The sequence below is a fragment of the Serratia sp. CY55921 genome (assembly GCF_052167655.1).
GTDB lineage: Bacteria > Pseudomonadota > Gammaproteobacteria > Enterobacterales > Enterobacteriaceae > Serratia > Serratia ureilytica.
This window is the reverse complement of sequence record NZ_JBJNMU010000005.1, coordinates 84,833-109,056: the sequence shown is the minus strand read 5'-3', so window position 1 is coordinate 109,056 and position 24,224 is coordinate 84,833. Positions and strand designations below refer to the sequence as shown.

Below are 24,224 nucleotides of genomic sequence, written 5' to 3'. Positions count from 1 at the left end.
AGAAAAGAACGTTCAGGGCGGCGCCGTGCGGGCGAAACTTTCGCGGGCGAACAGGCGTTCGGCCAGCTTGACCAGCGCCGGACGTTGGACGCACCAGTTGGGCAGGATGCGGCGGAAATTCAGGTAGCCCAGCGCGCAGCCGGTGGCGATATCCGCCAGCGTCAGCCGCTCGGCATTGAGCCACGTTTTTTCCTGCGCCAGCGCCTCCAGCGCATCCAGGCCGTGCGTCAGCTTGTCACGCTGGCGCAGCATCCAGTTTTCGTCCTGCTTTTCCGGCGCGCGCCGGCTTTCGCGGTACAGCGTCGCCGCCGCTTCGGTCACGCCGTCCGCCAGCGCCGCCACCTGGCGGACGCGCAGCGCTGCGGCGCGATCGGCCGGCAAAAACGCCGGCTCCACCGTCAGCAGTTCGAGGTATTCGGCCACGATCGGCGAGTCGTAAAACACCTCGCCGTCATCGGCGATCAGCACCGGCACTTTGCCGAGCGGGTTCTGCTCCTTCACCCGGCTGCCGGGCTCATACGGCGGATCGTTGACGAATTCAAACGCGATCCCCTTCTCCAGCAGCATCACGGAAATCTTGCGCACAAAGGGGCTGGTGTAACTGCCGATAAGCTTCATCCGGTCTCCTCCGCTTCGTCCTGGCCGCGGCGCAATGCCCTTACTTCACCGCCAGAGTATCGATAATCCGCTGCACCAGCGCCTGATGCACTTCCGGCGTTTTGGCCGGCGACAGCATTTGCAGCGTTACCACCCGTTTGTTGAACACCGTCAACACCAGGGTGGACACCACCTTTTGGCCGTTGACGGTCTGCTCGGTATCCACCCGGCGAAACTTCTGTTTGCCGACGGTGAAGTTCTCTTCTTTGGTGGTCTGGATATTCTGATAGCGCTCGGCCAGCACCGTGATGGCGCTCTGCGTCAGCTCTTTCAGCATTTTGTCGCTGGTATTGATCTTCATGCCGTCCGGCGGGATCACTTCGGACGAAACCGCGCTCTGGCGCGACTTGCCGTCAAGAAAGCGCTGGATGGTGGAGGTGCTGTCATTGACGATGCCGCTGTTCAGCGTTTGATCGCTAAAGCCCGGCGGCAACTCGAAGGTGATCTTGCCCTTCTGCAGCGACACGTTCAGCCCCGGCGGCGCGGGTGGGGCCTCTACCGGCGCAGGCGGCGGCGGTGGCGCGGGCTGCGTCACGGTCGGCTTGGTGTCCGGTGGCGGCACCGCCGGTTTGGTGTCGTCCTTGTTGTCGCAGGCCGCCAGTCCGATCGCCAGCACGGCGACCGCGGTCAGTTTTGCCAGGGTGTTTAACATCGTGGTTCCTTTCGCTTGGCGCGTCATGGCCTAAACGTAGCAACTCGCCCGGGCGAATGCCAGAAGCCCGTTCTGAAATTGCTTGTCCGGCCCCGCGCGAACGGGGCCGGGCGGTTACTCCGCCGGGAACAGGAACGGATTGATGCTGCTGCGGCCGAAGCCTTCCTCTTCCATGCGGGCGTCCAGCACCAGCGAAGCCAGATCGTCGGCCACCGCTTCGACCTGCGGGTCTTTTTCCTGATAGAGGATCTTCAGGTAAGTGCCGCAGTCGCCGCAGCTTTCCGCCTTCACCGCCGCCTGCTCGCTGTCCAGCGACCAGTAGTTGAGATCGCGGGTCTGCTCGCAGTTGCTGCACTTCACCCGCACCACGTGCCATTCGCTTTCGCACAGGTTGCAGTGCAGGTAGCGCAGGCCGTTGACGGTGCCGATATGCACCATGCTGGAAACCGGGATGCTGCCGCACACCGGGCAGAACTGGCGCTGCTCGCCGTATTCGGCGCGCGCCTTGCCGGGGATCAGGCTGGCCATCTGCGCCCAATAGAGCGACAGTGCGGCCCAGAGGAACGGCGCCTTCTCGCTGCCCACCTTGCCGAACTCGCGGTTGAGCAAGGCGTCGGCCATCAGCTCCAGCTCGTGCGCCGAGGTCTTCTCCAGGTTGTCCAGCACCACCAGAATGTGTTCCGGCGCCTGCGGACGCAGCTCGGCGATCAGCGACGTCAGCAGCTTGCGCCAGTGCTCGCTGCGCGGGAACACGCTCAGATCGAGCGGCGGTTTGCCGCTGGCGGCACCCTGCACCAACGCTTCACTCAGATCGAGCTGCAGCGGGTTATCGTGCAACGCATGCTGCTGCGCCTGCGCCAGCTCGGCGGCAAAGTTCAGGTAGTCACCCAGCGGGTTGTCGACCGCCAGCTGACGCAGACGATCGGCGCGGCGGCTGTACAGGCTTTTCAGGTTGGCGAAAAGTAACGGCGGGATGTTCTCCGCCGTTGTGGACTTCTCACGCTGTGCCCCTAACTGCTCTTTAGGAACGATGCGGATACTCATCAGGGTTTATCTTCCTGTCGTTTCTCGCGGACCTCACGGTACCAGCGCGGATGATGTTTCTTGGCCCAGGCCGCCGGCACCCAGCCTTCCACCATCGCGGTAATGGTGCCTTTTACCCACAATGCGGCGTAAATGTGCACCATAATCACGATGATAAGGCCGACCGCGGCCAGCGAATGCACCAGCAGCGCGATGCGGATCAGCGGGATGGAGAACGACGGCGCAAAATACGGCCGCCAGATCACCACGCCGCTGGCCAGCAGCAGCACCAGGCTGATAATCGCCGCCCAGAACACGCACTTCTGGCCGAAATTATAGCGCCCGGTGTCACCCACTTCCTCGTTCATGGCGATTTTGTGGATGTTCTTGGCCCAGACGATATCTTCCCGGTTGATCAGGTTATGCTTCCAGTAGCGCAGGAACATCAGCAGGAACGCGGCGAACATGATGACCCCGACAAACGGGTGCAGAATGCGCGCCAGCTGCGGCGTCCCGAAGATGTTCATCAGCCAGTTGAAGGAGGGGAAGAAGAACCCCAGCCCGCTGATGGCGGCGAACACGAAGCAGAACGCCACTATCCAGTGGTTGATGCGCTCCGGCGCGCTGTAACGCTGAATGGGCTTTTCCTTTCTCATTTGCGCGTCTCCTCGTCATGCGACTCGTCGTGCTCGTCCTCATCCTCGACGCGGTTAGGCCCGACGCCGACATAGTGGAACACGCTGGCCGCGAAGGTGGCGGCAAAGCCGATGGCCGCCAGGGGTTTCCACACGCCCTTCCAGAAGGTCACCGCCGGGCTGATGCTCGGGTTGTCCGGCAAACCGTGGTACAGCTGCGGTTTGTCGGCGTGGTGCAACACGTACATCACGTGCGTGCCGCCCACCCCTGCCGGATCGTACAGACCGGCGTTCTGGTAGCCGCGGGTGTTCAGCTCGCTAACGCGATCCGCCGCCACCTGCTTCATCGCTTCCTTGGTGCCGAAGTGAATGGCGCCGGTCGGGCAGGTTTTCACGCAGGCCGGTTCCTGGCCGACGTCCACGCGGTCGACGCACAGGGTGCACTTGTACACCCGGTTGTCGTCCTTGTTCATGCGCGGCACGTCGAACGGGCAGCCGGCGATGCAGTAGCCGCAGCCGATGCAGTGCTCGGACTGGAAGTCGACGATGCCGTTGGCGTACTGAATGATCGCGCCTTCCGACGGGCAGGCCTTCAGGCAGCCCGGATCGGCGCAGTGCATACAGCCATCCTTGCGGATCAGCCATTCCAGCTTGCCGTTTTCCTCCACCTCGGAGAAGCGCATCACCGTCCACGACTTGGCGGTCAGATCGGCGGGGTTATCGTACACCCCGACGTTGTGCCCCACTTCGTCGCGGATGTCGTTCCATTCGGAACAGGCCACCTGACAGGCTTTGCAGCCGATACAGGTGGTGACATCGATCAGTTTGGCCACTTCTTCCTGGTGGTCACGGGCGCGCGGCGCCGGCGTGAAGCCATTGGTGGCGGATTTACGAATGATGTCTTGAGATTGCATGGCCATAATTCGTCTCCGTTACACCTTTTCCACGTTGACCAGGAACGCCTTGAACTCCGGCGTTTGCGTATTGGCGTCGCCGACGAACGGCGTCAGCGTGTTGGCGATAAAGCCTTTCTTCGCCACCCCTTCGTAACCCCAGTGAATCGGGATGCCGATGGTGTCGACTTCCTGGCCGTGCACCTGCAGCGTGCGAATACGCTTGGTCACCACCGCCTTGGCCTTGATGTAGCCACGGTTGGAACTGACCTTCACGGTATCGCCCTGCTTGATGCCCTTCTTCTCCGCCAGCTTTTCGCCGATTTCCACAAACTGCTCCGGCTGCGCGATGGCGTTCAGCCGCGCGTGCTTGGTCCAGTAGTGGAAGTGCTCGGTCAGACGATAGGTGGTGCCGACGTACGGGAACTTGTCGGATTTGCCCATCGCCGCCAGATCGTCCTTGAACACGCGCGCCGCCGGGTTGGACACCACGTTCGGGTGCAGCGGGTTGGTGCCGAGCGGCGTTTCGAACGGCTCGTAGTGTTCAGGGAACGGCCCTTCCGCCATCTTGTCGGTGGCGAACAGGCGGCCCATGCCTTCCGGCTGCATGATGAACGGCCCGACGTCGCTGCCCGGCGCGGCGGTGCTGTAGTCCGGGATATCGGCCCCGACCCACTTGGCGCCGTCCCACTCCAGCAGCTGGCGTTTCGGATCCCACGGTTTACCCTGCGGATCCGCCGAGGCGCGGTTGTACAGAATGCGACGGTTGAGCGGCCATGCCCAGGCCCAGCCCAGCGTGTTGCCGAGGCCGGACGGATCGGCGTTGTCGCGCCGCGCCATCTGGTTGCCGGCCGGCGTCCAGCTGCCGGCGAAGATCCAGCAACCGCTGGCGGTGGTACCGTCGTCGCGCAGCTGCGCGAACGAGCTGAGCAGCTCGCCTTTTTTCACCACCACTTTGCCGTCGGCATCCAGCAGATCCGCCAGCGCCTTGCCGTTGTTCTCCTGCGCCACCTCTTCCGGCGCCGGGTTGTCCGGCGTCAGGTAGTCCCAGCGCATGTTCAGCACCTGTTCCGGCACCGCGCCGCCGTCGCGCGCATACATCTCGCGCAGGCGGCTGAAGATGCCCGCCAGGATCTCGCCATCGTTCAGCGCTTCACCCGGGGCGTCCGCGCCTTTCCAGTGCCACTGCAGCCAGCGGCCGGAGTTGACGATCGAGCCGTTCTCTTCGGCGAAGCAGGTGGACGGCAGGCGGAACACTTCGGTCTGGATCTGCGAGGAATCCACCTCGTTGAACTCGCCGTGGTTCTGCCAGAAGTTGGAGGTCTCGGTGTTCAACGGATCGATGGTCACCAGGAACTTCAGCTTGGACAGCGAAGCCACCACCTTGTTTTTGTTCGGGAACGACGCCACCGGGTTAAAGCCTTGGCAGAAGTAGCCGTTGACCTTGCCCTGCGACATCATCTCGAAGTACTGCAGCACGTCGTAGCCCTTGTCCCACTTCGGCAGCCAGTCAAAGCCCCAGCTGTTGTCCTTCTGCGCCTTGTCGCCGTAGAAGGTCTTCATCATGCTGACGAAGAATTTCGGGTAGTTGCCCCAGTAGTTCACCTGGCCCGGCAGCAGCGCCTTCGGCGTGTTGGCCTTCAGGTAGGTCTCGAGATCGGTCTGTTTCTCCGACGGCAGCGTCAGGTAGCCCGGCAGGCTCTGCGACAGCAGGCCGAGATCGGTCAGCCCCTGGATGTTGGAGTGGCCGCGCAGCGCGTTGACGCCGCCGCCCGCCATGCCCATGTTGCCGAGCAGCAGCTGGATCATCGCCATGGTGCGGATGTTCTGCGCGCCGACCGAGTGCTGAGTCCAGCCCAGGGCGTACAGGAACGAAGCGGTCTTATCCGCGACGCAGGTTTCGGCGATGTATTCGCACACCTTGAGGAAATCGTCCTTCGGCGTGCCGCAGATGTTGGTCACCACGTCAGGCGTGTAGCGGCTCACGTGCTGCTTCAGCAGGTTCCACACGCAGCGTGGATCCTGCAACGTGACGTCGCGCTTGGCGAAGCCGTTCTCGTCGAACTGGTAGTTCCAGGTGGTTTTGTCGTACTTGCGGTTTTCCGCGTCGTAGCCGCTGAACAAGCCGTCTTCGAAGGCAAAGTCTTCCCGCACCAGCAGGCTGGCGTTGGTGTAGGCCTCGACGTACTCGCGGTTAAACTTGTTGTTGGTCATCAGATACAGCAACACGCCCGACAGGAAAGCGATGTCGGTCCCGGAGCGGATCGGCGTGTAGAAGTCCGCCACCGATGCGGTTCGGGTAAAGCGCGGATCGATCACGATCAGCTTGGCATTGTTATGTATTTTGGCTTCCATCGCCCAGCGGAACCCCACCGGATGCGCTTCCGCCGCATTACCGCCCATGACGATAATCAAATTCGCGTTCTTGATATCAACCCAGTGGTTGGTCATCGCACCGCGACCAAATGTTGGAGCAAGACTTGCTACCGTTGGTCCGTGTCAGACACGCGCCTGGTTGTCTACGGCAAGCATGCCGAGAGCGCGACTAAATTTTTGCGACAGAAAACCGGTTTCGTTGCTGGCGGCCGAGGCGCACAGCATGCCGGTGGTCAGCCAACGGTTGACGGTAACGCCCTGGTCGTTGGTTTTGATGAAGTTGGCGTCACGGTCTTCTTTCACCAGCTTGGCGATGCGGGTAAAGGCGTCGTCCCAGCTGATGCGCTGCCATTTGTCCGACCCCGGCGCCCGGTATTCCGGGTACTTGAGGCGGCTTTCGCTGTGGATAAAGTCAACCAGGCCGGCGCCTTTCGGGCAAAGCGCGCCACGGTTTACCGGGTGATCCGGATCCCCTTCGATATGGAAAATGCTTTCTTTGGCGTTTTTGGCGCCATCACCAAGGCTGTACATCAACAGCCCACAGCCGACGGAACAATACGTACAGGTATTACGGGTCTCGCGGGCGCGCAGCAGTTTGTACTGCCGGGTTTCCGCCAACGCCACTTCGGGGGCAAAGCCCAGCGCGGCTACCGTCGTTCCTGCCATACCGCCAGCGCAGATCTTAAAGAACTGCCTTCTGCTGACCTGCATGGGGGTCTCCTTTACTCTCGATTGTCACATTGTTCAAATGGCGCTCCTCGCCAAAACGGCGGAGCGCTAATGTCACTGTTGTTATGCTGATACGCGACGCGGCGATATTACCACAGCGTGCTTGTGGTTGTTACACACTCGTGCTCATTCAGTGAACGCATTGGCACATTTCGATACATTTCGGCGTCGCAGCAGGCTCGGCGCTCTCTACAGTATAGAGAGTAACCAACGCATCGGCGCCAAGGCATGAAGAGGCGCTCAAGGCCTCCTTTCTATCAGTATGTTAACGCAGCGATTTGTTCATTAACCACACAGTCAGCAGGGCATTGATAATCATTTTCAATATCATTTAATTAACTATAATGATCCGACTGCTTACGCGGTGCTCGCCCTTTGCGCCGCCCATACACCACTGGAGATGATGATTATGAGTTATTCACTGCCATCCCTGCCGTACGCTTACGACGCACTGGAACCGCATTTCGACAAGCAGACGATGGAAATCCATCACACCAAACACCATCAGACCTACGTCAACAACGCCAACACCGTGCTGGAAGCTTACCCTGAGCTGGCCAAATACAGCGTTGAAGAGCTGATCCAGGATCTGGATAAAGTGCCTGCCGACAAACGCACTTTCATGCGCAACAACGCCGGCGGCCACGCCAACCACAGCTTCTTCTGGAAAAACCTGAAAACCGGCACCACGCTGGGCGGCGATCTGAAAGCGGCCATCGAGCGCGATTTCGGCAGCGTTGAGAAATTCCAGGAAGAGTTCGAGAAAGCCGCAGCCACCCGCTTCGGTTCCGGTTGGGCCTGGCTGGTGCTGAAAGACGGCAAACTGGACGTGGTGTCTACCGCTAACCAGGACAGCCCGCTGATGGGCGAAGCCGTCGCCGGCGCTTCCGGTTTCCCAATCATCGGTCTGGACGTGTGGGAACACGCTTACTACCTGAAATATCAGAACAAACGCCCTGACTACATCAAGGCGTTCTGGAACGTGGTCAACTGGGACGAAGCGGCCGCACGCTTCGCCGCGAAGAAGTAATTCGCCCCCGTTGATGAAGATGCCCGCCGCAGGCGGGTATTTTTTTGCCTGAAATCCGCTAAAGTTTGACCACTTCTTGCCGATGGTTTGTTCAATTGACGTTCGCCCGGAGAAGGAAAAACGCTATGGCGGCATTGCAAGCATTGGCAGGAAAGTTCACCCATCTCACCGTAGGTAAAAAGCTCGGCTTCGGTTTCGCGCTGTTGCTGCTGTTGGCGGTCGTCATCGCCGGCACCGGGGCGCAATACCTGCACATCATCGAATCCCGCGCCGATCGCATCGACTTCAGCAACCGGCTGAACGAGGAGATCAACCAGGCCAAATACAACCGCGCCATGTACGGCCAGACCTACCAGCCGGAGTATCTGCAGAACAACCGCGCCAATATCGATAACGCCGTCAAACTGATAGACCAGGGCCAGACGTTGGACTGGGACGCCCAAAGCCGCAAGGATCTGCAGCGTCTGGTGACGCTGATTGGGGAATATCAGCAACAGCAAAAAATCTTTGAGCAGGCGGTCTCGGCGAAAGACGCGGTGCGCCAGAGCTGGAACATGTCGGAAGTGCAGGCCAGCCTGAGCCAAGTGGAGCGGCAGCTCACCAACGGCGATCTGCAGTTGGCCTTCATCCAGCTGAACCAGAAGCTGACCCAGGTGCGCTACGGCGCGCGCGGTCTGCTGCTGAGCCTGAACAAGGAAACCGAAGCGCCGCTGATGGCGGCCATCGACGACGCGCGCGACGCGGCCAACGCCTTGAGCCGCCGGGTCAGCGACGCGCAGCGCCCGCAGCTGCAACCGCTGCTGGCCGCCCTGGACGATTACAAAAACCGTATCGCGGCCTACCTGCCGGCCTATGAGCACGAGCAGCAGATCAGCCGACAGCTCGGTGAACGCGCGCATGAGATCGGCACGCTGGTGAACGCCTTTATGCAGGACGAATTGGTGCAGACGCGCAGCAACATCAACCTGGCGCAGCTGCAGATGGGCATCACCACCCTGATCGCGATTATCGCCGGAGTGCTTATCGCCTGGCGCATCACGCTGCAGATCACCCGTCCGCTGCAAAGTACGCTGGCGATGGCGGAACGCATCGCCAGCGGCGATCTGCGCCAGGCGCAGACCAGCACCCGCCGCGATGAGTTGGGGCAGTTGCTGAACGCGGTGGCGGCGATGAGCCAAAATCTGCGCACCATGATTGAGAAGATCCAGATGGGGGTCAGCCAGGTCTCCACCGCCTCGGCGGAAATCGCCGCCGGCAACACCGATCTCTCTTCCCGCACCGAGCAGCAGGCGGCGGCGGTCGAGGAAACCGCCGCCAGCATGGAACAGCTGACCGCCACGGTGAAACAGAACGCCGACAACGCCCATCATGCCAATCAGCTGGCCACCGACGCCTCGCAGACCGCGCAACAGGGCGGCAAGCTGGTGGAGAACGTGGTCAGCACCATGCGCGATATTTCCAGCAGTTCGCAGCGTATCGCAGAAATTACCACCCTGATCAACGGTATTGCCTTCCAGACCAACATCCTGGCGCTCAACGCCGCGGTGGAAGCGGCGCGCGCCGGCGAACAGGGACGCGGCTTCTCGGTGGTCGCCAGCGAAGTGCGCAGCCTGGCGAGCCGCAGCGCCCAGGCGGCGAAGGAGATCGAAGGGCTGATCGCCGAATCGGTCAGCCGGGTGAAAACCGGCACCGAACTGGTGGAAAGCACCGGCAATACCATGGAGCAGATCGTCCGCTCGGTTACCCACGTGCGCGACATCATGGCCGAGATCGCCGCCGCCTCCGATGAACAGACGCGCGGCATCGCCCAGATTGGCCAGGCGATCGTCGAAATGGACCATACCACTCAGCAGAACGCCGCGCTGGTGGAAGAGTCCGCCGCCGCCGCCGATTCACTGGAAGAGCAGGCCGACATGCTGTTGCAGAGCGTTTCGGTGTTCCGTTTGGCGGAGCAGACCGAACCCGCCGCCGTGAAAGCCGCTGCGCAGAAAGCGCCAGCCGTAAAACCCGCGGCCGCCAACGCCGCAGCGGAAGAGAACTGGACCACCTTCTGACGCCCTCAGGCGAGGAATAGCCGTTCCTCGCCCTATCTTTGTGGCAACAGGTGGGTCGCGACTCCCCAATTCAACAAGTTAAAACCAGAGGCGGTCGCATCAAGCATTGCGTAGCCGCAATTGCGATGACCGTATCTGCGGAGGTCCTCCTGCGGGTCGGCCCCTTTAAGCCACCAAATCAGTGCCTGCAGAGCATGGCCGTGCGTAACAACACCAAGCGTTTGATTTTGTCCATCGACAGCCAGATCGGACAGACAAGCCATCAGGCGCCAGGCAACCTCATAAGCATTCTCCCCTCCCGGAGCCGACGCCTCTGCCTTACCGGCAAAGAGGCACTGCGTCGCTTCTGGATAATCGCGCATGGCCTGCGCATAAGATAATCCTTCCAGTCGGCCAAAATCTTGCTCCTGCAAACGCTCATCCATTTGCACAGTGCAGCCACATCTCTCAGCCAACGTCTCCGCTGTCGTAAAAGCCCGACCAGCCGGTGAACTGATCAACAAAGTGACCGATAACATTTGCAAGCGAGCGCCAAGCCCAGCGATTTGACGTCGCCCCTCTTCTGTCAGCGGACTGTCACTTCGCCCCTGAATAATCCCCGAGCGGTTCCATTCTGACTCCGCATGCCTCAATACAATGAAACGCATGGTTTTTTCTCGACGATAAAAGCCTAAATATAGACAGGAAAAACACATCCTTCCGTACAGGTAAATGCCGGGTAGTGTACGAGAACAACTCAGGCTATGCTGAGCCCTCGACGCGAGACACGGAGGCGCACATGCATCACCCAGACGTTTACATCGGCAGCATCCAACCCTATGAAGGCGGGCGCCCCAGCGCCATCGCCAAACGCCAGGTGGATGGCGCCATCCGGCTCACGCCGCTCGGCCTGGAAGGCGACGAACAGGCCGAAAAAAGCTACCACGGCGGGCCGGACCGCGCGCTGTGCCACTACCCGCGCGAGCATTATGCCCACTGGCGCGAGCAGTTTCCGGCGCAGGCCGAGCAATTTTGCGCCCCGGCCTTCGGCGAGAATATCTCCACCGAAGGGCTGACCGAACACAATGTGTTTATGGGCGACATCTTCCGCTGGGGCGAGGCGCTGATCCAGGTCACCCAGCCGCGCTCGCCGTGTTTCAAGCTCAATTATCACTTCGCCATCGAGGACATTTCGGTGCTGATGCAGCAAAGCGGCCGCTGCGGCTGGCTGTATCGGGTGGTGTCGCCGGGCGCGGTCAGCGGCGATCGTCCGCTGGCGCTGGCGGCGCGCAACAGCGATGTGTCGGTGGCCGAAGCCATCGCCATCGCCTGGCACATGCCGTTCGATGCGGAACAGTATCGCCGCCTGTTGGCGGTGGCCGGCCTCTCCGCCAGCTGGAGCAAGACCATGCTCACTCGGCTCGCCGAAGGGCGCCTTGAGGATTTCAACCGCCGCCTGCTCGGCCATTGAAAGCGCGGGCGGAAAAATGAAAAACGTGCGCCGAATGCCGCGTTAACCCTTTTCTTCCGCCTATACTGTAGCCGCACGTTTTTTCAGCCAGGAGCCAGGTATATGACCACCCCGACCCATTCGATTCATCACGCCGCCGCCGAGGGCTATCAGGCCAATGCCGATCGCTATGTGAAAGGCCGGCCGGATTACCCGCCGGAAATCGCCGCCTGGCTGCGTGACGTCATCGGCCTGCACGCCGGCATGACGGTCATCGATCTCGGCGCCGGCACCGGCAAGTTCACCCCGCGCCTGCTGGAAACCGGCGCGCAGGTGATCGCCGTCGAACCGGTGCCGCAAATGCTGGAAAAACTGTCGGCGGCGCTGCCGCAGGTGAAAACGCTGGCGGGCACCGCCGACGCGATCCCGCTACCGGACGAGTCGGTGGATGCCGTGGTGTGCGCCCAGTCCTTCCACTGGTTCGCCACGCCGCAGGCGCTGGCGGAAATCCAGCGCATTCTCAAGCCCGGCGGCAAACTCGGCCTGGTGTGGAACATGCGCGATGCGCGCGTCGGTTGGGTGCGTAAACTGAATCAGATCGTCGATAGCCACGAAGGCGATGCGCCGCGTTTCTATACCGGCGAATGGCGCAAACTCTTCCCGTTCAAAGGCTTTGAACCGCTGCAGGAGCAGGTGTTTATGCTCGGCCACCGCGGCGCGGTGGAGGACGTGATCTACAACCGCGTGCGTTCAACCAGCTTTATCGCCGCGCTGCCGCAGCCGCAACAGGAGCAGGTTATCGATCGGTTGCGCCAACTGGTGGAGGAAGAAGAGGAACTGCGGGGCAAGGACACGGTCACCGTGCCCTATCAGACCAAGGCGTATTTCACCACCAAGGTCTGACGCCCGGGGATTCAGAACGCTTTCTTGGCGTAGCCGGTGACCGCTTTCAGGCCCATCTCGCGGCCCAGCGCGGTCATCGGGTGCACGACGATCAGCCCGCGCGCGCTTTTCTTCAGCGCGCCCATATCGGCCTGCTCTTTCTTGGTGATCTCGCGGCTGAACGGCAGCTGGCTCAGCTTCTGCGCTTCGGCGCTCAGCTTCTCGCCGCGCACGTTTTTCAGGCGCTCGATCTCCGTCGCCAGTTTCTCTTTCTCTTTGGTGTGCTGCGCGATCAACTCAGGGTTGCCCTGTTGGATCACGGTGGCGTCTTTGTGGTTCAAGGCGTCCAGCAGGTCGCTCAGGCGCTTGATCTCTGCCTTTTCTTTCTCTTTCATGGTCTCTGGCCCGTTGTGCCCAAAATGGCACGCTAATCAATGATACCGGCATTGTAGCAAAAGGCGCGCGCCGTTACCCGCCCTGCGCAATGCCGGGCGGCAGGCCGCTCATCTCGCAGGCCCTGGCGCCGAGCCGAGCCAGCGCCTGGGTGTAGCGCGCGTTGAACGGGTAGCAGCAGGAGAGCCGCAGCGCGTTGCGGTAGCGCCCGCTCGGGGAATACAGGGTGCCCGGCGTCAAACAGATCTGCTCCTCCAGCAGCTGATGGAACAGCGCCACGCTGTCCACGCCGGGAGGGAATTCGACCCAGAACACGAAGCCGCCCGCCGGCTGCGTGGCCAGCGTGCCGCGCGGGAAATGCCGGGCGATCAGCGCCCTCGCCTCGTCGACCTGCGCCGCATAGCGCTTGCGCAGGTTGCGCAAATGGTGATCGTAGCCGCCGCTCTCCAGGAAGGTCGCCAGCGTTTCCGACAGCAGCTGCGACTCGGACATCGACGACACCGCCTTCAGCTTGCGCAACGCCTCGTGAAAACGGCCGCCGCAGATCCAGCCGACGCGAAAATCCGGCGCCAGCGTTTTGGTAAAGCTGGAGCAAAACAGCACCCAGCCGTCGCGATCGAACGCCTTCACCGCCGGCGACAGCGCGCCGCCGAACTGGATCTCGGCATACAACCCATCTTCAATCAACGGCACCTGATGATCGTTCATCAGCCGCGCCAGCCGCTTTTTCGCCGCCAGCGGCATGGTGCAACCCAGCGGGTTTTGCACCGTCGGCATGGCGATCACCGCATTCAGCCGCTTCTCGTTCAGCAGCAGCTCCAGCGCGTCCAGCGACAGCCCCAGCTGGGGATCGGTAGGGATTTCCAGCGCTTTCAGCCCCAGGCTGGCCAGCAGCGGCAGCAGATAAAAGTAGGTCGGTGACTCCAGCCCGACACAGTCGCCCGGTTTGGTGGTGACGCGCAGCGCCAGCTGCAGCGCCTCCATGCAGCCATGGGTCAACACCACGTCGCCCGGCTCCAACAGCATGCCGAGCGTCATTGAGCGGCGGGCGATCTGCTGACGCAGCCGCAGGCTGCCGGGCGGCAACGGATATTGTCCGATCAGACCCGGCTGGCGGCGCAGTTGGGAAGACAGCATGCGCCCCAGTTTGCCGCCGGGATAGAAATCGCTGGTCTGCGGGCAGGCCAGCGCAATGTTGGTGAAGGCCGGGTTCTGCTGGGCGGCGAACACCGTATCGATCAACGCCAGCACGTCGTCCGCCGGCGGCTCGATGCGGCCGCTGGGCGCCGAGGCCATCTTCAGCGCCGGCAGCGTGCTGCGGACATAAAACCCCGACTGCGGCCGCGCTTCGATCAGCCCGCGATCCTCCAGCGTGCGGTAAGCCGACACCACGGTATTGATGCTGACCCGATGGGTTTGCGCACAGCGCCGCACCGAAGGCAAGCGGTCGCCGGGCTGCAGCGTGCCGCGGCGAATGGCTTCGGCCAGCGTATCCGCCAGCTGCAGGTAACGGGTATCCGGGGTTTCATCGAGCAAGGTCACAGTTTCTCTCCAGGTAATGGGTACAGTTTACATTTCATACAACTGTAACCATGACAATATCCGATTTGTGATTCTGTCACCATCCCATCGCAGCGATTATGCTGATCCTCTCGTTATTACCGTCATTTTCACGTTCAAGGAACCTGCCATGCTGGACTCCGCCTTTGTCAGCTACGTCACCGTCATGTCGATCACTCCCGGCCCCAACAACCTGCTGCTGGCCTCGTCGGGCGTTAACTTCGGCCTGCGCCGCACCCTGCCGATGCTGTTCGGCATCTGCGTCGGTTGTGCGGTACAGCTGGCGATCATTATCCCGCTGCTGGCGCTGGCGCTGAGCTGGGCCGGCGTCATCCGCCTGCCGCTGGCGGTGATCGGCTGCGCCTATCTGCTGTGGCTGTCATGGAAGCTGTTTCAGGCGGCCTCGCCGGACGCCAAAGAACAGGCGCAGCCGATGAGCCTGCTCAGCGGCGCGCTGTTTCAGGCAATCAACCCCAAGGCCTGGCTGATGGTGATCAACGTGGCGATCCTGTTCACCCCGCGCGAAGGCGCCACTTTCGTCCATACGCTGTCTATCATCGCCGGTTTCGCGCTGCTGAACTTGCCGTGCGTGCTGCTGTGGGCGGTGTTGGGCGACCGGTTGCGCAACGCGCTGCGGGTCACCTGGAAACTGCGCGCCTTCAACGGCGTGATGTCCGGGCTGATGGCCGCCACCGCGCTGTGGTTGCTGTTCGACGAATGGCGCGCGGCCTTCGCTTAGCCGCGGCCGAGAGGAGAGAGTCGGGAAGGTTGTTTGGCGCCGATGCCGGCGATCAGGTCGGTAATGGACAGCACCATGGTGGAGCGCACCATCTGCTGATAGCGCTGGCGCTGCATGGCGATCAGCGCTTCATCCGCCTCGCCCGGCTGCAGGAAGGTCGGCACCGGCGGCAGCGCGGCCACGCAGTGCAGCTCGCCGAACGGCCCGAGGATTTCGTCGTCGACGAAGCGGTATTCCGAACCGTCGTGGTTCAGCTCTTCGCGCATCGCCATCAGCAGCTCGGCGTCTTCATATTCGTGGCGGGAAATCACCCCCAGCCCGTACATCAGCTTCAGGCGCACCGACAGCTCCCCCAGCGGGCCGCTGCCGGACAATAGCGGTTCGACGGCGTATTTCACCGCATAGTCGTCCTTGCGGAATACCTGCACCACCAGCACGTTGAGCGCTTCCGCCAGCAGCTCTACCGCCGCGATCAGGAAGCTGCGCACCGTTTTGCCCGCGTTCAGCTTTTCCAGAACCTGGTTTTCAAATGCCTGTGCTTCTTCCATCGTCGCTTTTCGAAAGGCGTGGGGAGGGCCGTCGATGCCGAACTCGGGTTCCAGGAGCGCAGCAAGCTGCGCTCGGGTGTTCATCATCACGATTCTACTTGTGCATGGCGTTATACACAGCAACGGCCTCTTCTACAACCTCGCTTTCCGCCGGCAGGCCGGAAATTTGCGCCAGCGCGGCTTTCGGCCCGAGCGTGTTCAGCAGTTCCGCCAGTTCCTGCGCCTGCGGATCCTGTTCGCTGCGGTAGCTCATGGCGGCGGCGATGCCCTGGATCAGGTTGGCATGCGGCAGGCCGTATTCCAGCGTGCCCAGCAGTGGTTTGATCAGGCGATCGCCGGCGCTCAGTTTGCGCAGCGGCTGGCGCCCTACGCGCTCGACGTCGTCGTGCAGATACGGATTTTCAAAGCGGCCGAGGATTTTGTTGATGTAGGCGGCATGCTTGTCGGCGTCGAAGCCGTAACGCTTGATCAGCACCGCGCCGCTCTCTTCCATCGCCCCTTTCACCACGCGGCGGATCGCCGGGTCGAGAATGGCGTCGCGAATGGTTTGCAGCCCGGCCCGTTGGCCGAGGTAGGCGGTGATGGCGTGGCCGGTGTTGAGGGTGAACAGCTTGCGCTCGACGAACGCCATCAGGTTGTCGGTCAGTTCCATGCCGGCGATCGCCGGAGGCTGGCCTTTAAACTGCGTCTGATCGACGATCCATTCGCTGAAGGTTTCCACCGTCACTTCCAGCGGATCGCTACTGTCCGCCGGCGGCACGATGCGGTCGACCGCCGAATCGACAAAGCCGACGTGCTGTTCAACCCATGCCTGCTCGTCCTGCGGCAGCGCGGCGAACACGTGCTGCTTCAGCTGGCTGGTGCCGCGCACCATGTTCTCGCAGGCGATGATGTTCAGCGGCTGCACATTGCCCTGCTGATGGCGCAGCACCAGCCCTTTGGCGATCGTGCCGGCGATTTTGGCGAGAATTTGCGGACCCACGGCGGTGGTCACCAGATCCGCCTCGGCGATCAGCGCCGCCGCGGCCTCGCTGCCGCTGTTGACGGCGCTGACGTTGTTGACGCGCTCCACGCGCTCTTGCTCGCCCACCACGTGCACCGAGTAGCTTTTTCGGCTGTTCAGCAGATCCAGCACCGTTTGATTGACGTCGGCGAAGGTCACCTCAACCCCCGCGTCCGCCAGCAGCTTGCCGATAAAACCACGGCCGATATTCCCTGCGCCAAAATGTAATGCTTTCATAACTCTACCTTCTTAATGTCGAAGGGTGCAGCAAGCTGCACCCTTTAAAATGATTCCGTTATCCGGCTTTTTTGCCGCCGAGCAGGTCCAGCACTTCCTGAACGCTGGTGGTATTCGCCAGCCGCTCGATCACGCTCTCGTCATCCAGCGCGTTGGTCAGGCTGGTGATCACCTGAATATGCTCGTTGTTGCGCGCGGCGATGCCGATCACCAGACGGGCCACTTCATCCTCTTCATCGCCGAAGCGCACGCCCTGTGGGTACTGACAGAACACCACGCCGGTGCGCAGCACCCGGTCTTTGGCCTCGATGGTGCCGTGCGGCACGGCGATCGATTCGCCCAGGTAAGTGGAGGTGAGCTTTTCGCGCTCCAGCATCGCCGGCACGTATTCCGCCTCGACGTAGCCGCCCTTCACCAGCTGCTCGCCGGCGAAGCGGATCGCCTGCTCTTTGTCGCTGGCCTGCAGGTTGAGGAACACGTTGCTCTCGCTCAGCTTGAACAGGTTCGGTTCCCCGGCTTCAAAGCTGTCGTCCAGCGCGCCCAGCACCTTCTGCTGGTTGTCGGTGGTTTTGTTGACCGCCACCAAACGCTCAACCAGATCGCTGTACAGCTTGCTGTCGAGGAAGTTGGTCAGCGAGATGTGCTGGGCCTGCGGCGCGTGGCGCATCGCGCGCTCGGTCAGATCGCGGTGGGTGATCACCAGATCCACGTCGTCCGGCAGGCTGTTGATGGCGCTGTTGGTCACCGAGATGTTCTTCAGCCCGGCGTCGGCCACTTTCTTGCGCAGCACCCCGGCGCCCATGGCGCTGGAACCCATGCCCGCATCGCAGGCGACGATGATTTTGCGCACGGTGCTCAGATCGCCGTCGACCGATGCCGCCGCGCCGCCTTTGGACTGCGATTTCATCTCTTGCATGCGACGGGTCGCGGCTTCCAGATCGTCATCCTCTTTCACCTTGGAGGTTTTCAGCAGGAAAGCGGATACCACGAAGGAGACGGCGAAGGCTGCGCATACCGCCGCAATGTTGGCGAAGTAAGCGCCTTTCGGCGTCATCGCCAGCACCGCCAAAATCGAACCCGGGGAAGCCGGAGAAACCAGGCCGCCGTTCAGCATCGTCAGGGTAAAGACGCCGGTCATGCCGCCCAGGATCACCGCCAGCAGCAAGCGTGGGTTCATCAGCACGTAGGGGAAGTAGATTTCGTGGATGCCGCCCAGGAAGTGAATGATCGCCGCACCGCCGGCGGATTGCTTGGCGCTGCCGCGGCCAAAGAACATGTAGGCCATCAGCACGCCCATGCCCGGACCTGGGTTGGCTTCTATCAGGAAGAACACCGATTTGCCGGCTTCCGTGGCCTGCTGAATACCCAGCGGCGAGAAGATGCCGTGGTTGATGGCATTGTTCAGGAACAGGATTTTCGCCGGTTCAACGAAAATGGACGCCAATGGCAGCAGGTTGTTCGTCACCATCACGTGCACGCCCGCCGCCAGCAGTTTGGAGAGCACCTCCACCAGCGGCCCGATGCCCAGGAAGGCCAGGATCGCCAGCAGCATGCCGATGATGCCGGCGGAGAAGTTGTTCACCAGCATTTCAAAGCCGCTTTTGATCTTGCCGTCCACCCAGCGATCGAAATGCTTGATGGCCCAACCGCCCAGCGGGCCGGCGATCATCGCGCCGAGGAACATCGGCATGTCGGCGCCGACGATAACGCCCATGGTGGTGATGGCGCCGACCACGCCGCCGCGATCGCCGCCCACCAGCCGCCCGCCGGTGTAGCCGATCAGCAGCGGCAGCAGGTAGGTGATCATCGGGCCTACCAGCTTAGCCAAGGTCTCATTCGGCAGCCAGCCGGTTGGAATGAATAGCGCGGTGATAATCCCCCAGGCGATAAAGGCGCCGATGTTGGGCATCACCATGTTGCTCAGGAAGCGGCCAAAGTTTTGCACTTTAACCTTGATGTCTGGTGAAAACATAAAACACACCCCTATTGTTACGCGCTGACAATAGAGCGCGTGATTATTGTTGTGACGATCCAGCCGTGTTGCCGCTGTATGCGAAACGGACTCTATCACGCTGTTTTTGTCACGCGAACTTCTCGGATTTTTTGTGATACAAATCACACACAACACCCCAATAAACCACCCTTTATAGTGACTAAGATCACATTTATGGCGTGTAAAAAAAGCACAGTGAGAAAAAAGTCGCCACAAAACCCCCAATAAAGTGACTATGATCACATTTTTAAATTGGCGTTTTGTTTTTAAATTGTGACATTAGTCACAATTTATTTTTAGCTGCAGCGCCGATCGCAACGCTCTGTTTGATCTTCCCTGTGAGCACTCATCCCGCCGGGAACTAGCGAAGTGATGAATGAAAGAAAACTACATTGCCTAATGAATGGATTAATTGAAGTGTAGTACAGAAGCCTGCGCAATAAGCCAGCAAGCGATTGGAAACGCTGAGGGGAAATAAAACAGGCCGGCAATGCCGGCCTGTTTCGCGCCTGGACGCGTTATTATTGCGTCACGCTTTGAATGGTTTTCTGCGCATTCATCAGGTTCTGCTGCTTAGCCACCAGATTCGACATCATGGTGTTGTATTGCGCCACCTGCTGCGCAGTGCGGAACTGCACGCCGTTGTTGTTGAAGCTGACCTGATTGCCCTGGCTCTGCAGGAAGTCGCCGACCTGCACCAGATCCTGCACAAAGCTGGCGGTAGTCGGGATCGCCGGCATCAAGGCGTTGGCCGGGGCGGTGACTATCTTGTCATAGGCCTGGTTGTACACCGCCTTCAGATCGTCAGGCTGCTTCAGCGCCGCGTGGGCAGTATCCGCCTGCGATTTGGCCGACTGGATCTGCTGGCCCAACAGGTTCAACGCCCCGACCGATTGCTGCAGCGCGTCGCGTTTGTTCAGGTAGTCCTGCGCGGTGCGGATCTGGTTAATCTGATCCAGCGCCGGCGTCAGGCTGGCGCCGACCGACTTGGACAACTGCTGCGAAAAGCCGACCAATATCGCGTAATCACCGGCATAGTTGCCGAACTTCTGTTTCTGGTCTTCGCTCAGCGTGGGGATATTCGCCCCGCTGCGCATCACGGTATTCTGTAAGTAATCGATAAATGCTTTGCGCTGTTCCGGCTCTTTATCGCCGCAGGCGGTCAATTGCATGACCACCAACAATGCCAATACCGGTGCCAACCAACGCGCGAAACCTCTGCTCTGGATCCCTACCGCCATGTGACATAACTCCTGTTATAAACCTGCTTTTTCATTGGACTCCGCCCCTTTTTCCGCACTCCGTGCGCCTATAAGAATAGATCAACTGGCGGCGTTCCGATACGCGATTCCGCTTGCGGTGAACATTGTCTCGGCCGGGCGGTTGAAAACGGCGTACTGCCTGATGCTGGCCGCTATCGTCAAAGCGGCGTCGGCGTGATGAACGGCAATGTTGTGATCCATATGGCTCCACCGGCGGAACGCGTACCGTTGCTAATCCGTCAATTGCTCATCTGGCTGCAACAAACCGACCTGCCACCGCTGATCGGCAGCTGTGTATTTCACTATGAATTCGAATTTATCCATCCCTTTGCCGATGGAAACGGCCGTATGGGACGGTTGTGGCAAACGCTGATTTTGTCACGCTGGGATCCGTTGTTCGCCAACGTGCCGGTTGAGAGCCTGGTACATGATAACCAGCCCGGATATTACCAGGCGCTGAATGCCAGCAACCAAAAGACCGATTGCTCACCCTTCGTTGAATTCATGCTGGAAATGATTCTAAAAGCGCTTGAGCTGAGCATTACCCCCCAAGTCACCCCCCAAGTCACCCCCCAAGTCGCTGACTTGCTAGCGGCGCTGCAAGGGGAGATGTCGCGAGAAACGCTTCAGAATGTTCTACAGTTGCAAGATCGAAAATCTTTCCGCGAGCGCTATCTACAGCCGGCCTTGAATGCGGGTTGGATTGAAATGACGCTACCGGATAAACCCAAGAGCCGTTTACAACGCTATCGCTTGACCGCTGCCGGTATCAGACTGTTACGCCAACCATAAAAAAGGCGCCCGCAGGCGCCTTTTCACAGCAAAGAATCGCTTACTGCAGCACGGAGATATCCGCCACCTGCAGGAACAGCTCGCGCAGTTTGCTCAGCAGCGTCAGACGGTTAACGCGCACTTCCGCATCGTCCGCCATCACCATCACGTTGTCGAAGAACGCATCCACCGGCTCACGCAGCGCGGCCAGTTCCACCAGCGCTTCCTGGTAGTTGCCCGCCGCGAAATACGGCTGCAGCTTGTCGCGCAGCACCACCAGGTGAGTCGCCAGCTGGATCTCCGCCGCATCCTTCAGCACCGAGGCGCGCACGCTGTCGTTCAGCGTTTCGGTAGACTTGGCCAGAATGTTGGAGACGCGTTTGTTGGCCGCAGCCAATGCCGCCGCCTCGTCCAGCGTACGGAAATGGGATACCGCCTTGACGCGCGCGTCGAAGTCGGCCGGTTTGGTCGGACGGCGCGCCAGCACCGCCTGAATGGTATCGACCGCGTGGCCTTCTTCCTGATACCAGGCGCGGAAACGACCCAGCATGAATTCCACCACGTCGTCGACCACCTTGGCATTGGTCAACTTGCTGCCGTACAGGCGCACGGCCTCTTCGGTCAGAGTCTGCAGATCCAATGGCAGGTTTTTCTCGACGATGATGCGCAACACGCCCAGCGCGGCGCGGCGCAGCGCGAACGGGTCTTTATCGCCCTTCGGATGCTGCCCGATGCCGAAGATGCCGGCCAGGGTGTCCATCTTGTCGGCGATCGCCAGCGAGCAGGCCACCAGCGACTGCGGCAGCGCATCACCGGCGTAGCGCGGCTGATACTGCTCGTTCAGCGCAACGGCGACGTCTTCCGCCTCACCGTCGTGGCGCGCATAATGCATGCCCATCACGCCCTGGGTGTCGGTGAATTCGAACACCATGTTGGTCATCAGGTCACACTTCGACAACAGGCCAGCACGGGTGGCGTGGTTGACGTCGGCGCCAATCTGGCCGGCAACCCAGCCCGCCAGCGCCTGGATGCGATCGGTTTTGTCGCGCAGGGTGCCCAGCTGCTGTTGGAACAGCACGGTTTCCAGGCGCGGCAGGTTGTCTTCCAGACGTTTTTTGCGGTCGGTGTTGAAGAAGAACTCGGCGTCGGCCAAACGCGGACGCACCACCTTCTCGTTGCCGGAGATGATCTGCTGCGGGTCTTTCGACTCGATGTTGGCCACGAAGATAAAGTTAGGCAGCAGTTTGCCCGCGGCGTCGTACACCGGGAAATACTTCTGGTCGCCCTTCATGGTGTACACCAGCGCTTCCGCCGGCACCGCCAGGAATTTCTCTTCGAATTTGGCGGTCAGCACCACCGGCCATTCCACCAGCGAGGCCACTTCTTCCAGCAGGCTGTCGCTCAGATCGGCCTTGCCGCCGATCTTCTGCGCCGCCAGTTCGGCGTCGCGTTTGATAAGGGCTTTGCGCGCTTCGTAGTCAGCGACCACTTTGCCGCGCTCCAGCAGGATCTGCGGGTATTGGTCGGCATTGTCGAGGGTGAACTCGGCTTCGCCCATGAAGCGGTGGCCGCGCACGGTGCGCGCGGATTCGATGCCCAGCACGGTGCCCGGGATCAGATCGGCGCCCAGCAGCATCGTGACGGTGTGCACCGGACGCACGAACTGCACGTCGGAATCGCCCCAGCGCATCAGTTTCGGGATCGGCAGCTTGCCGAGCGCGGTGCTGACCATGCCGGCCAGCAGTTGTTGCGCCGACTGGCCTTTGACATGGGCGCGGTACATCAACCACTCGCCCTTGTCGGTCACCAGGCGCTCCGCCTGATCGACGGTGATGCCGCAGCCGCGCGCCCAGCCTTCGGCCGCTTTGCTCGGTTTGCCTTCGGCGTCGAACGCCTGAGCGATCGCCGGGCCGCGTTTTTCAATTTCGCGATCGGCCTGCGCCGCGCTCAGGTTGGCCACTTTCAGCGCCAGACGGCGCGGTGCGGCGAACCAGCTCACGTCACCGTGTTCCAGGCCGGCGTTGTCCAGCTCGGCGGTGAAGTTGGCGGCGAAAGATTCCGCTAGGGAACGAAGAGCCTTCGGCGGCAGCTCTTCCGTGCCGATTTCCACCAGGAAAGTCTGTTGAGTCATGGCTGCCTCTTAGTTCTCGTTCTTCTTGTTGCACATCGGGAAGCCCAGCGCTTCGCGGGAAGCGTAGTAGGCTTCGGCAACGGCTTTGGTCAGCGTGCGGATGCGCAGAATGTAGCGTTGACGCTCAGTCACCGAAATCGCCTTGCGCGCGTCCAGCAGGTTGAAGGTATGGCCCGCCTTCAGGATGCGTTCGTAGGCCGGCAGCGGCAGCGGTTTTTCCAGCGCCAGCAGCGATTGGGCTTCTTTCTCGTACTGCTCGAAGCAGGAGAACAGGAAGTCGACGTCGGCGTATTCGAAGTTGTAGGTGGACTGCTCCACTTCGTTCTGATGGAACACGTCGCCGTAGGTGGTGACGCCCAGCGGGCCGTTGCTCCACACCAGATCGTACACGCTGTCCACGCCCTGGATGTACATCGCCAGACGCTCCAGGCCATAGGTGATCTCGCCGGTCACCGGCTTGCACTCCAGGCCGCCGACCTGCTGGAAGTAGGTGAACTGCGTCACTTCCATGCCGTTCAGCCACACTTCCCAACCCAGGCCCCAGGCGCCGAGCGTCGGGTTTTCCCAGTTGTCTTCCACGAAGCGGATGTCGTGGATGGTCGGATCCAGACCCAGCTCTTTCAGCGAGCCCAAGTAGAGTTCCTGAATGTTGTCCGGCGATGGCTTAATCACCACCTGGAACTGATAGTAGTGCTGCAGACGGTTCGGGTTTTCGCCGTAGCGGCCGTCGGTCGGGCGACGGGATGGCTGCACATAAGCGGCGGCCATCGGCTCCGGCCCCAGTGCGCGCAGGCACGTCATCGGGTGTGAGGTTCCCGCGCCGACTTCCATGTCCAATGGTTGAACGATGGTGCAGCCCTGGCGCGCCCAATAATCCTGCAGTGTCAGGATCAGGCCCTGGAAGGTCTTGGTATCAAACTTTTGCATGTTGAATTCGCACGCGATACAAGTGGATTTATATGGAATGCGCCAGTATACCCTTTGACCGTAAGATATACAGCCAGAATCCGGCAACAAGTGCGAATCGGGGCGAGAAGCGCTGGATTTTCACCCGTCGGCCAAGAAAACCGTCGGCGACATCGGCGCCGCAGAGGGCGAGGTAACCGCACCGCTTTCGCAGGCTCGGGTATCGGCTGGCTTTAGAGAAACGCCGATTCATCTCCCGCATGCTTCCACTACCGGCAGCTTGAGGCTTCTTCGACAAACAACAGGCGTGTTGAACAATAT

At 60.9% G+C, this 24,224-nt stretch carries 21 protein-coding genes; 6 read left to right on the top strand and 15 right to left on the bottom strand.

Going from position 1 to position 24,224, the window contains the following annotated elements; translation table 11 throughout:
- Positions 1–12 precede the first annotated feature (12 nt).
- The 6 genes from ACJ8M3_RS19965 to fdnG form a co-directional block, all read right to left on the bottom strand.
- Positions 13–618: a glutathione S-transferase gene (locus ACJ8M3_RS19965; RefSeq protein ID WP_069100544.1), complete on the bottom strand. Its 606-nt coding sequence runs from the start codon at positions 616–618 to the stop codon at positions 13–15.
- A gap of 40 nt (positions 619–658) precedes the next feature.
- Positions 659–1,309 carry a DcrB-related protein gene (locus ACJ8M3_RS19960; protein ID WP_033645112.1) on the bottom strand — a complete coding sequence of 217 codons (651 nt, stop codon included), beginning with the start codon at positions 1,307–1,309 and terminating at the stop codon, positions 659–661.
- A gap of 114 nt (positions 1,310–1,423) precedes the next feature.
- Positions 1,424–2,353 carry a formate dehydrogenase accessory protein FdhE gene (gene fdhE, locus ACJ8M3_RS19955; RefSeq protein WP_069100543.1) on the bottom strand — a complete coding sequence of 310 codons (930 nt, stop codon included), beginning with the start codon at positions 2,351–2,353 and terminating at the stop codon, positions 1,424–1,426.
- Positions 2,353–2,988: a formate dehydrogenase cytochrome b556 subunit gene (fdoI, locus tag ACJ8M3_RS19950; protein ID WP_004934017.1), complete on the bottom strand. Its 636-nt coding sequence runs from the start codon at positions 2,986–2,988 to the stop codon at positions 2,353–2,355. The genes fdhE and fdoI overlap by 1 nt, the downstream gene beginning before the upstream one ends.
- On the bottom strand, positions 2,985–3,887 hold the full coding sequence (fdxH, locus tag ACJ8M3_RS19945) for a formate dehydrogenase subunit beta (protein ID WP_004934014.1): 903 nt from the start codon (positions 3,885–3,887) through the stop codon (positions 2,985–2,987). Before fdxH ends, fdoI begins: the two co-directional genes overlap by 4 nt.
- Before the next feature lie 12 nt (positions 3,888–3,899).
- On the bottom strand, positions 3,900–6,947 hold the full coding sequence (gene fdnG / locus ACJ8M3_RS19940) for a formate dehydrogenase-N subunit alpha (protein ID WP_103101707.1): 3,048 nt from the start codon (positions 6,945–6,947) through the stop codon (positions 3,900–3,902).
- Between the two features lie 427 nt (positions 6,948–7,374).
- Between fdnG and sodA the strand changes: the two genes are divergently transcribed.
- Positions 7,375–7,995 (top strand): superoxide dismutase [Mn], encoded by a 621-nt coding sequence (sodA, locus tag ACJ8M3_RS19935; RefSeq protein WP_089197726.1) that lies wholly within the window; start codon positions 7,375–7,377, stop codon positions 7,993–7,995.
- A gap of 125 nt (positions 7,996–8,120) precedes the next feature.
- On the top strand, positions 8,121–10,049 hold the full coding sequence (locus ACJ8M3_RS19930) for a methyl-accepting chemotaxis protein (protein ID WP_089197566.1): 1,929 nt from the start codon (positions 8,121–8,123) through the stop codon (positions 10,047–10,049).
- A 32-nt stretch (positions 10,050–10,081) separates the two neighbouring features.
- Here ACJ8M3_RS19930 and ACJ8M3_RS19925 read toward each other — a convergent pair whose 3' ends face one another.
- Positions 10,082–10,696, bottom strand: a complete 615-nt coding sequence (locus ACJ8M3_RS19925; RefSeq protein ID WP_031299772.1) for a histidine phosphatase family protein — start codon at positions 10,694–10,696, stop codon at positions 10,082–10,084.
- 131 nt (positions 10,697–10,827) lie between these two features.
- Between ACJ8M3_RS19925 and yiiM the strand changes: the two genes are divergently transcribed.
- Positions 10,828–11,499, top strand: a complete 672-nt coding sequence (gene yiiM / locus ACJ8M3_RS19920; protein ID WP_033645117.1) for a 6-hydroxyaminopurine reductase — start codon at positions 10,828–10,830, stop codon at positions 11,497–11,499.
- Positions 11,500–11,601: 102 nt separating this feature from the next.
- On the top strand, positions 11,602–12,381 hold the full coding sequence (locus tag ACJ8M3_RS19915) for a class I SAM-dependent methyltransferase (protein WP_047025984.1): 780 nt from the start codon (positions 11,602–11,604) through the stop codon (positions 12,379–12,381).
- A gap of 11 nt (positions 12,382–12,392) precedes the next feature.
- Here ACJ8M3_RS19915 and ACJ8M3_RS19910 read toward each other — a convergent pair whose 3' ends face one another.
- Both ACJ8M3_RS19910 and ACJ8M3_RS19905 read right to left on the bottom strand, forming a co-directional pair.
- Positions 12,393–12,755 (bottom strand): YibL family ribosome-associated protein, encoded by a 363-nt coding sequence (locus ACJ8M3_RS19910; protein WP_021504152.1) that lies wholly within the window; start codon positions 12,753–12,755, stop codon positions 12,393–12,395.
- A 73-nt stretch (positions 12,756–12,828) separates the two neighbouring features.
- Complete coding sequence (locus ACJ8M3_RS19905; protein WP_033645119.1) at positions 12,829–14,295, bottom strand: aminotransferase-like domain-containing protein; 1,467 nt, start codon at positions 14,293–14,295, stop codon at positions 12,829–12,831.
- 148 nt (positions 14,296–14,443) lie between these two features.
- On the opposite strand from ACJ8M3_RS19905, the gene ACJ8M3_RS19900 reads away from it, so the two are divergent.
- On the top strand, positions 14,444–15,052 hold the full coding sequence (locus ACJ8M3_RS19900; protein ID WP_060660109.1) for a LysE family translocator: 609 nt from the start codon (positions 14,444–14,446) through the stop codon (positions 15,050–15,052).
- Here ACJ8M3_RS19900 and ACJ8M3_RS19895 read toward each other — a convergent pair.
- The 4 genes from ACJ8M3_RS19895 to ACJ8M3_RS19880 form a co-directional block, all read right to left on the bottom strand.
- Positions 15,049–15,600 (bottom strand): MltR family transcriptional regulator, encoded by a 552-nt coding sequence (locus ACJ8M3_RS19895; RefSeq protein WP_016929575.1) that lies wholly within the window; start codon positions 15,598–15,600, stop codon positions 15,049–15,051. The two genes, ACJ8M3_RS19900 and ACJ8M3_RS19895, sit on opposite strands and share 4 nt — an antisense overlap.
- Positions 15,601–15,694: 94 nt before the next feature.
- Positions 15,695–16,840, bottom strand: coding sequence for a mannitol-1-phosphate 5-dehydrogenase (locus ACJ8M3_RS19890; protein WP_033652306.1), 1,146 nt, complete (start codon positions 16,838–16,840; stop codon positions 15,695–15,697).
- A gap of 58 nt (positions 16,841–16,898) precedes the next feature.
- Positions 16,899–18,812: a PTS mannitol transporter subunit IICBA gene (locus ACJ8M3_RS19885; protein ID WP_033652307.1), complete on the bottom strand. Its 1,914-nt coding sequence runs from the start codon at positions 18,810–18,812 to the stop codon at positions 16,899–16,901.
- A 542-nt stretch (positions 18,813–19,354) separates the two neighbouring features.
- Positions 19,355–20,074, bottom strand: coding sequence for a DUF3053 domain-containing protein (locus ACJ8M3_RS19880; protein WP_025304780.1), 720 nt, complete (start codon positions 20,072–20,074; stop codon positions 19,355–19,357).
- 33 nt (positions 20,075–20,107) lie between these two features.
- Between ACJ8M3_RS19880 and ACJ8M3_RS19875 the strand changes: the two genes are divergently transcribed.
- A complete protein-coding gene (locus ACJ8M3_RS19875; protein ID WP_308455557.1) occupies positions 20,108–20,887 on the top strand; it encodes a Fic family protein in 780 nt (259 codons plus the stop codon).
- A gap of 40 nt (positions 20,888–20,927) precedes the next feature.
- Here the strand turns inward: ACJ8M3_RS19875 and glyS are convergent, their stop codons facing one another.
- Positions 20,928–22,997: a glycine--tRNA ligase subunit beta gene (glyS, locus tag ACJ8M3_RS19870; RefSeq protein ID WP_033645123.1), complete on the bottom strand. Its 2,070-nt coding sequence runs from the start codon at positions 22,995–22,997 to the stop codon at positions 20,928–20,930.
- A gap of 9 nt (positions 22,998–23,006) precedes the next feature.
- Complete coding sequence (gene glyQ / locus ACJ8M3_RS19865) at positions 23,007–23,924, bottom strand: glycine--tRNA ligase subunit alpha (protein WP_004933966.1); 918 nt, start codon at positions 23,922–23,924, stop codon at positions 23,007–23,009.
- Positions 23,925–24,224: the final 300 nt, after the last annotated feature.

Coding starts and splice junctions, on each gene's coding strand:
- fdxH (WP_004934014.1), bottom strand. CDS start 3,887: ATGGCCATGCAATCTCAAGACATCATTCGTAAATCCGCCACCAATGGC.
- fdoI (WP_004934017.1), bottom strand. CDS start 2,988: ATGAGAAAGGAAAAGCCCATTCAGCGTTACAGCGCGCCGGAGCGCATC.
- ACJ8M3_RS19965 (WP_069100544.1), bottom strand. CDS start 618: ATGAAGCTTATCGGCAGTTACACCAGCCCCTTTGTGCGCAAGATTTCC.
- ACJ8M3_RS19960 (WP_033645112.1), bottom strand. CDS start 1,309: ATGTTAAACACCCTGGCAAAACTGACCGCGGTCGCCGTGCTGGCGATC.
- ACJ8M3_RS19915 (WP_047025984.1), top strand. CDS start 11,602: ATGACCACCCCGACCCATTCGATTCATCACGCCGCCGCCGAGGGCTAT.
- yiiM (WP_033645117.1), top strand. CDS start 10,828: ATGCATCACCCAGACGTTTACATCGGCAGCATCCAACCCTATGAAGGC.
- glyQ (WP_004933966.1), bottom strand. CDS start 23,924: ATGCAAAAGTTTGATACCAAGACCTTCCAGGGCCTGATCCTGACACTG.
- fdhE (WP_069100543.1), bottom strand. CDS start 2,353: ATGAGTATCCGCATCGTTCCTAAAGAGCAGTTAGGGGCACAGCGTGAG.
- ACJ8M3_RS19895 (WP_016929575.1), bottom strand. CDS start 15,600: ATGGAAGAAGCACAGGCATTTGAAAACCAGGTTCTGGAAAAGCTGAAC.
- ACJ8M3_RS19930 (WP_089197566.1), top strand. CDS start 8,121: ATGGCGGCATTGCAAGCATTGGCAGGAAAGTTCACCCATCTCACCGTA.
- ACJ8M3_RS19890 (WP_033652306.1), bottom strand. CDS start 16,840: ATGAAAGCATTACATTTTGGCGCAGGGAATATCGGCCGTGGTTTTATC.
- ACJ8M3_RS19925 (WP_031299772.1), bottom strand. CDS start 10,696: ATGCGTTTCATTGTATTGAGGCATGCGGAGTCAGAATGGAACCGCTCG.
- ACJ8M3_RS19910 (WP_021504152.1), bottom strand. CDS start 12,755: ATGAAAGAGAAAGAAAAGGCAGAGATCAAGCGCCTGAGCGACCTGCTG.
- ACJ8M3_RS19885 (WP_033652307.1), bottom strand. CDS start 18,812: ATGTTTTCACCAGACATCAAGGTTAAAGTGCAAAACTTTGGCCGCTTC.
- ACJ8M3_RS19880 (WP_025304780.1), bottom strand. CDS start 20,074: ATGGCGGTAGGGATCCAGAGCAGAGGTTTCGCGCGTTGGTTGGCACCG.
- glyS (WP_033645123.1), bottom strand. CDS start 22,997: ATGACTCAACAGACTTTCCTGGTGGAAATCGGCACGGAAGAGCTGCCG.
- sodA (WP_089197726.1), top strand. CDS start 7,375: ATGAGTTATTCACTGCCATCCCTGCCGTACGCTTACGACGCACTGGAA.
- ACJ8M3_RS19900 (WP_060660109.1), top strand. CDS start 14,444: ATGCTGGACTCCGCCTTTGTCAGCTACGTCACCGTCATGTCGATCACT.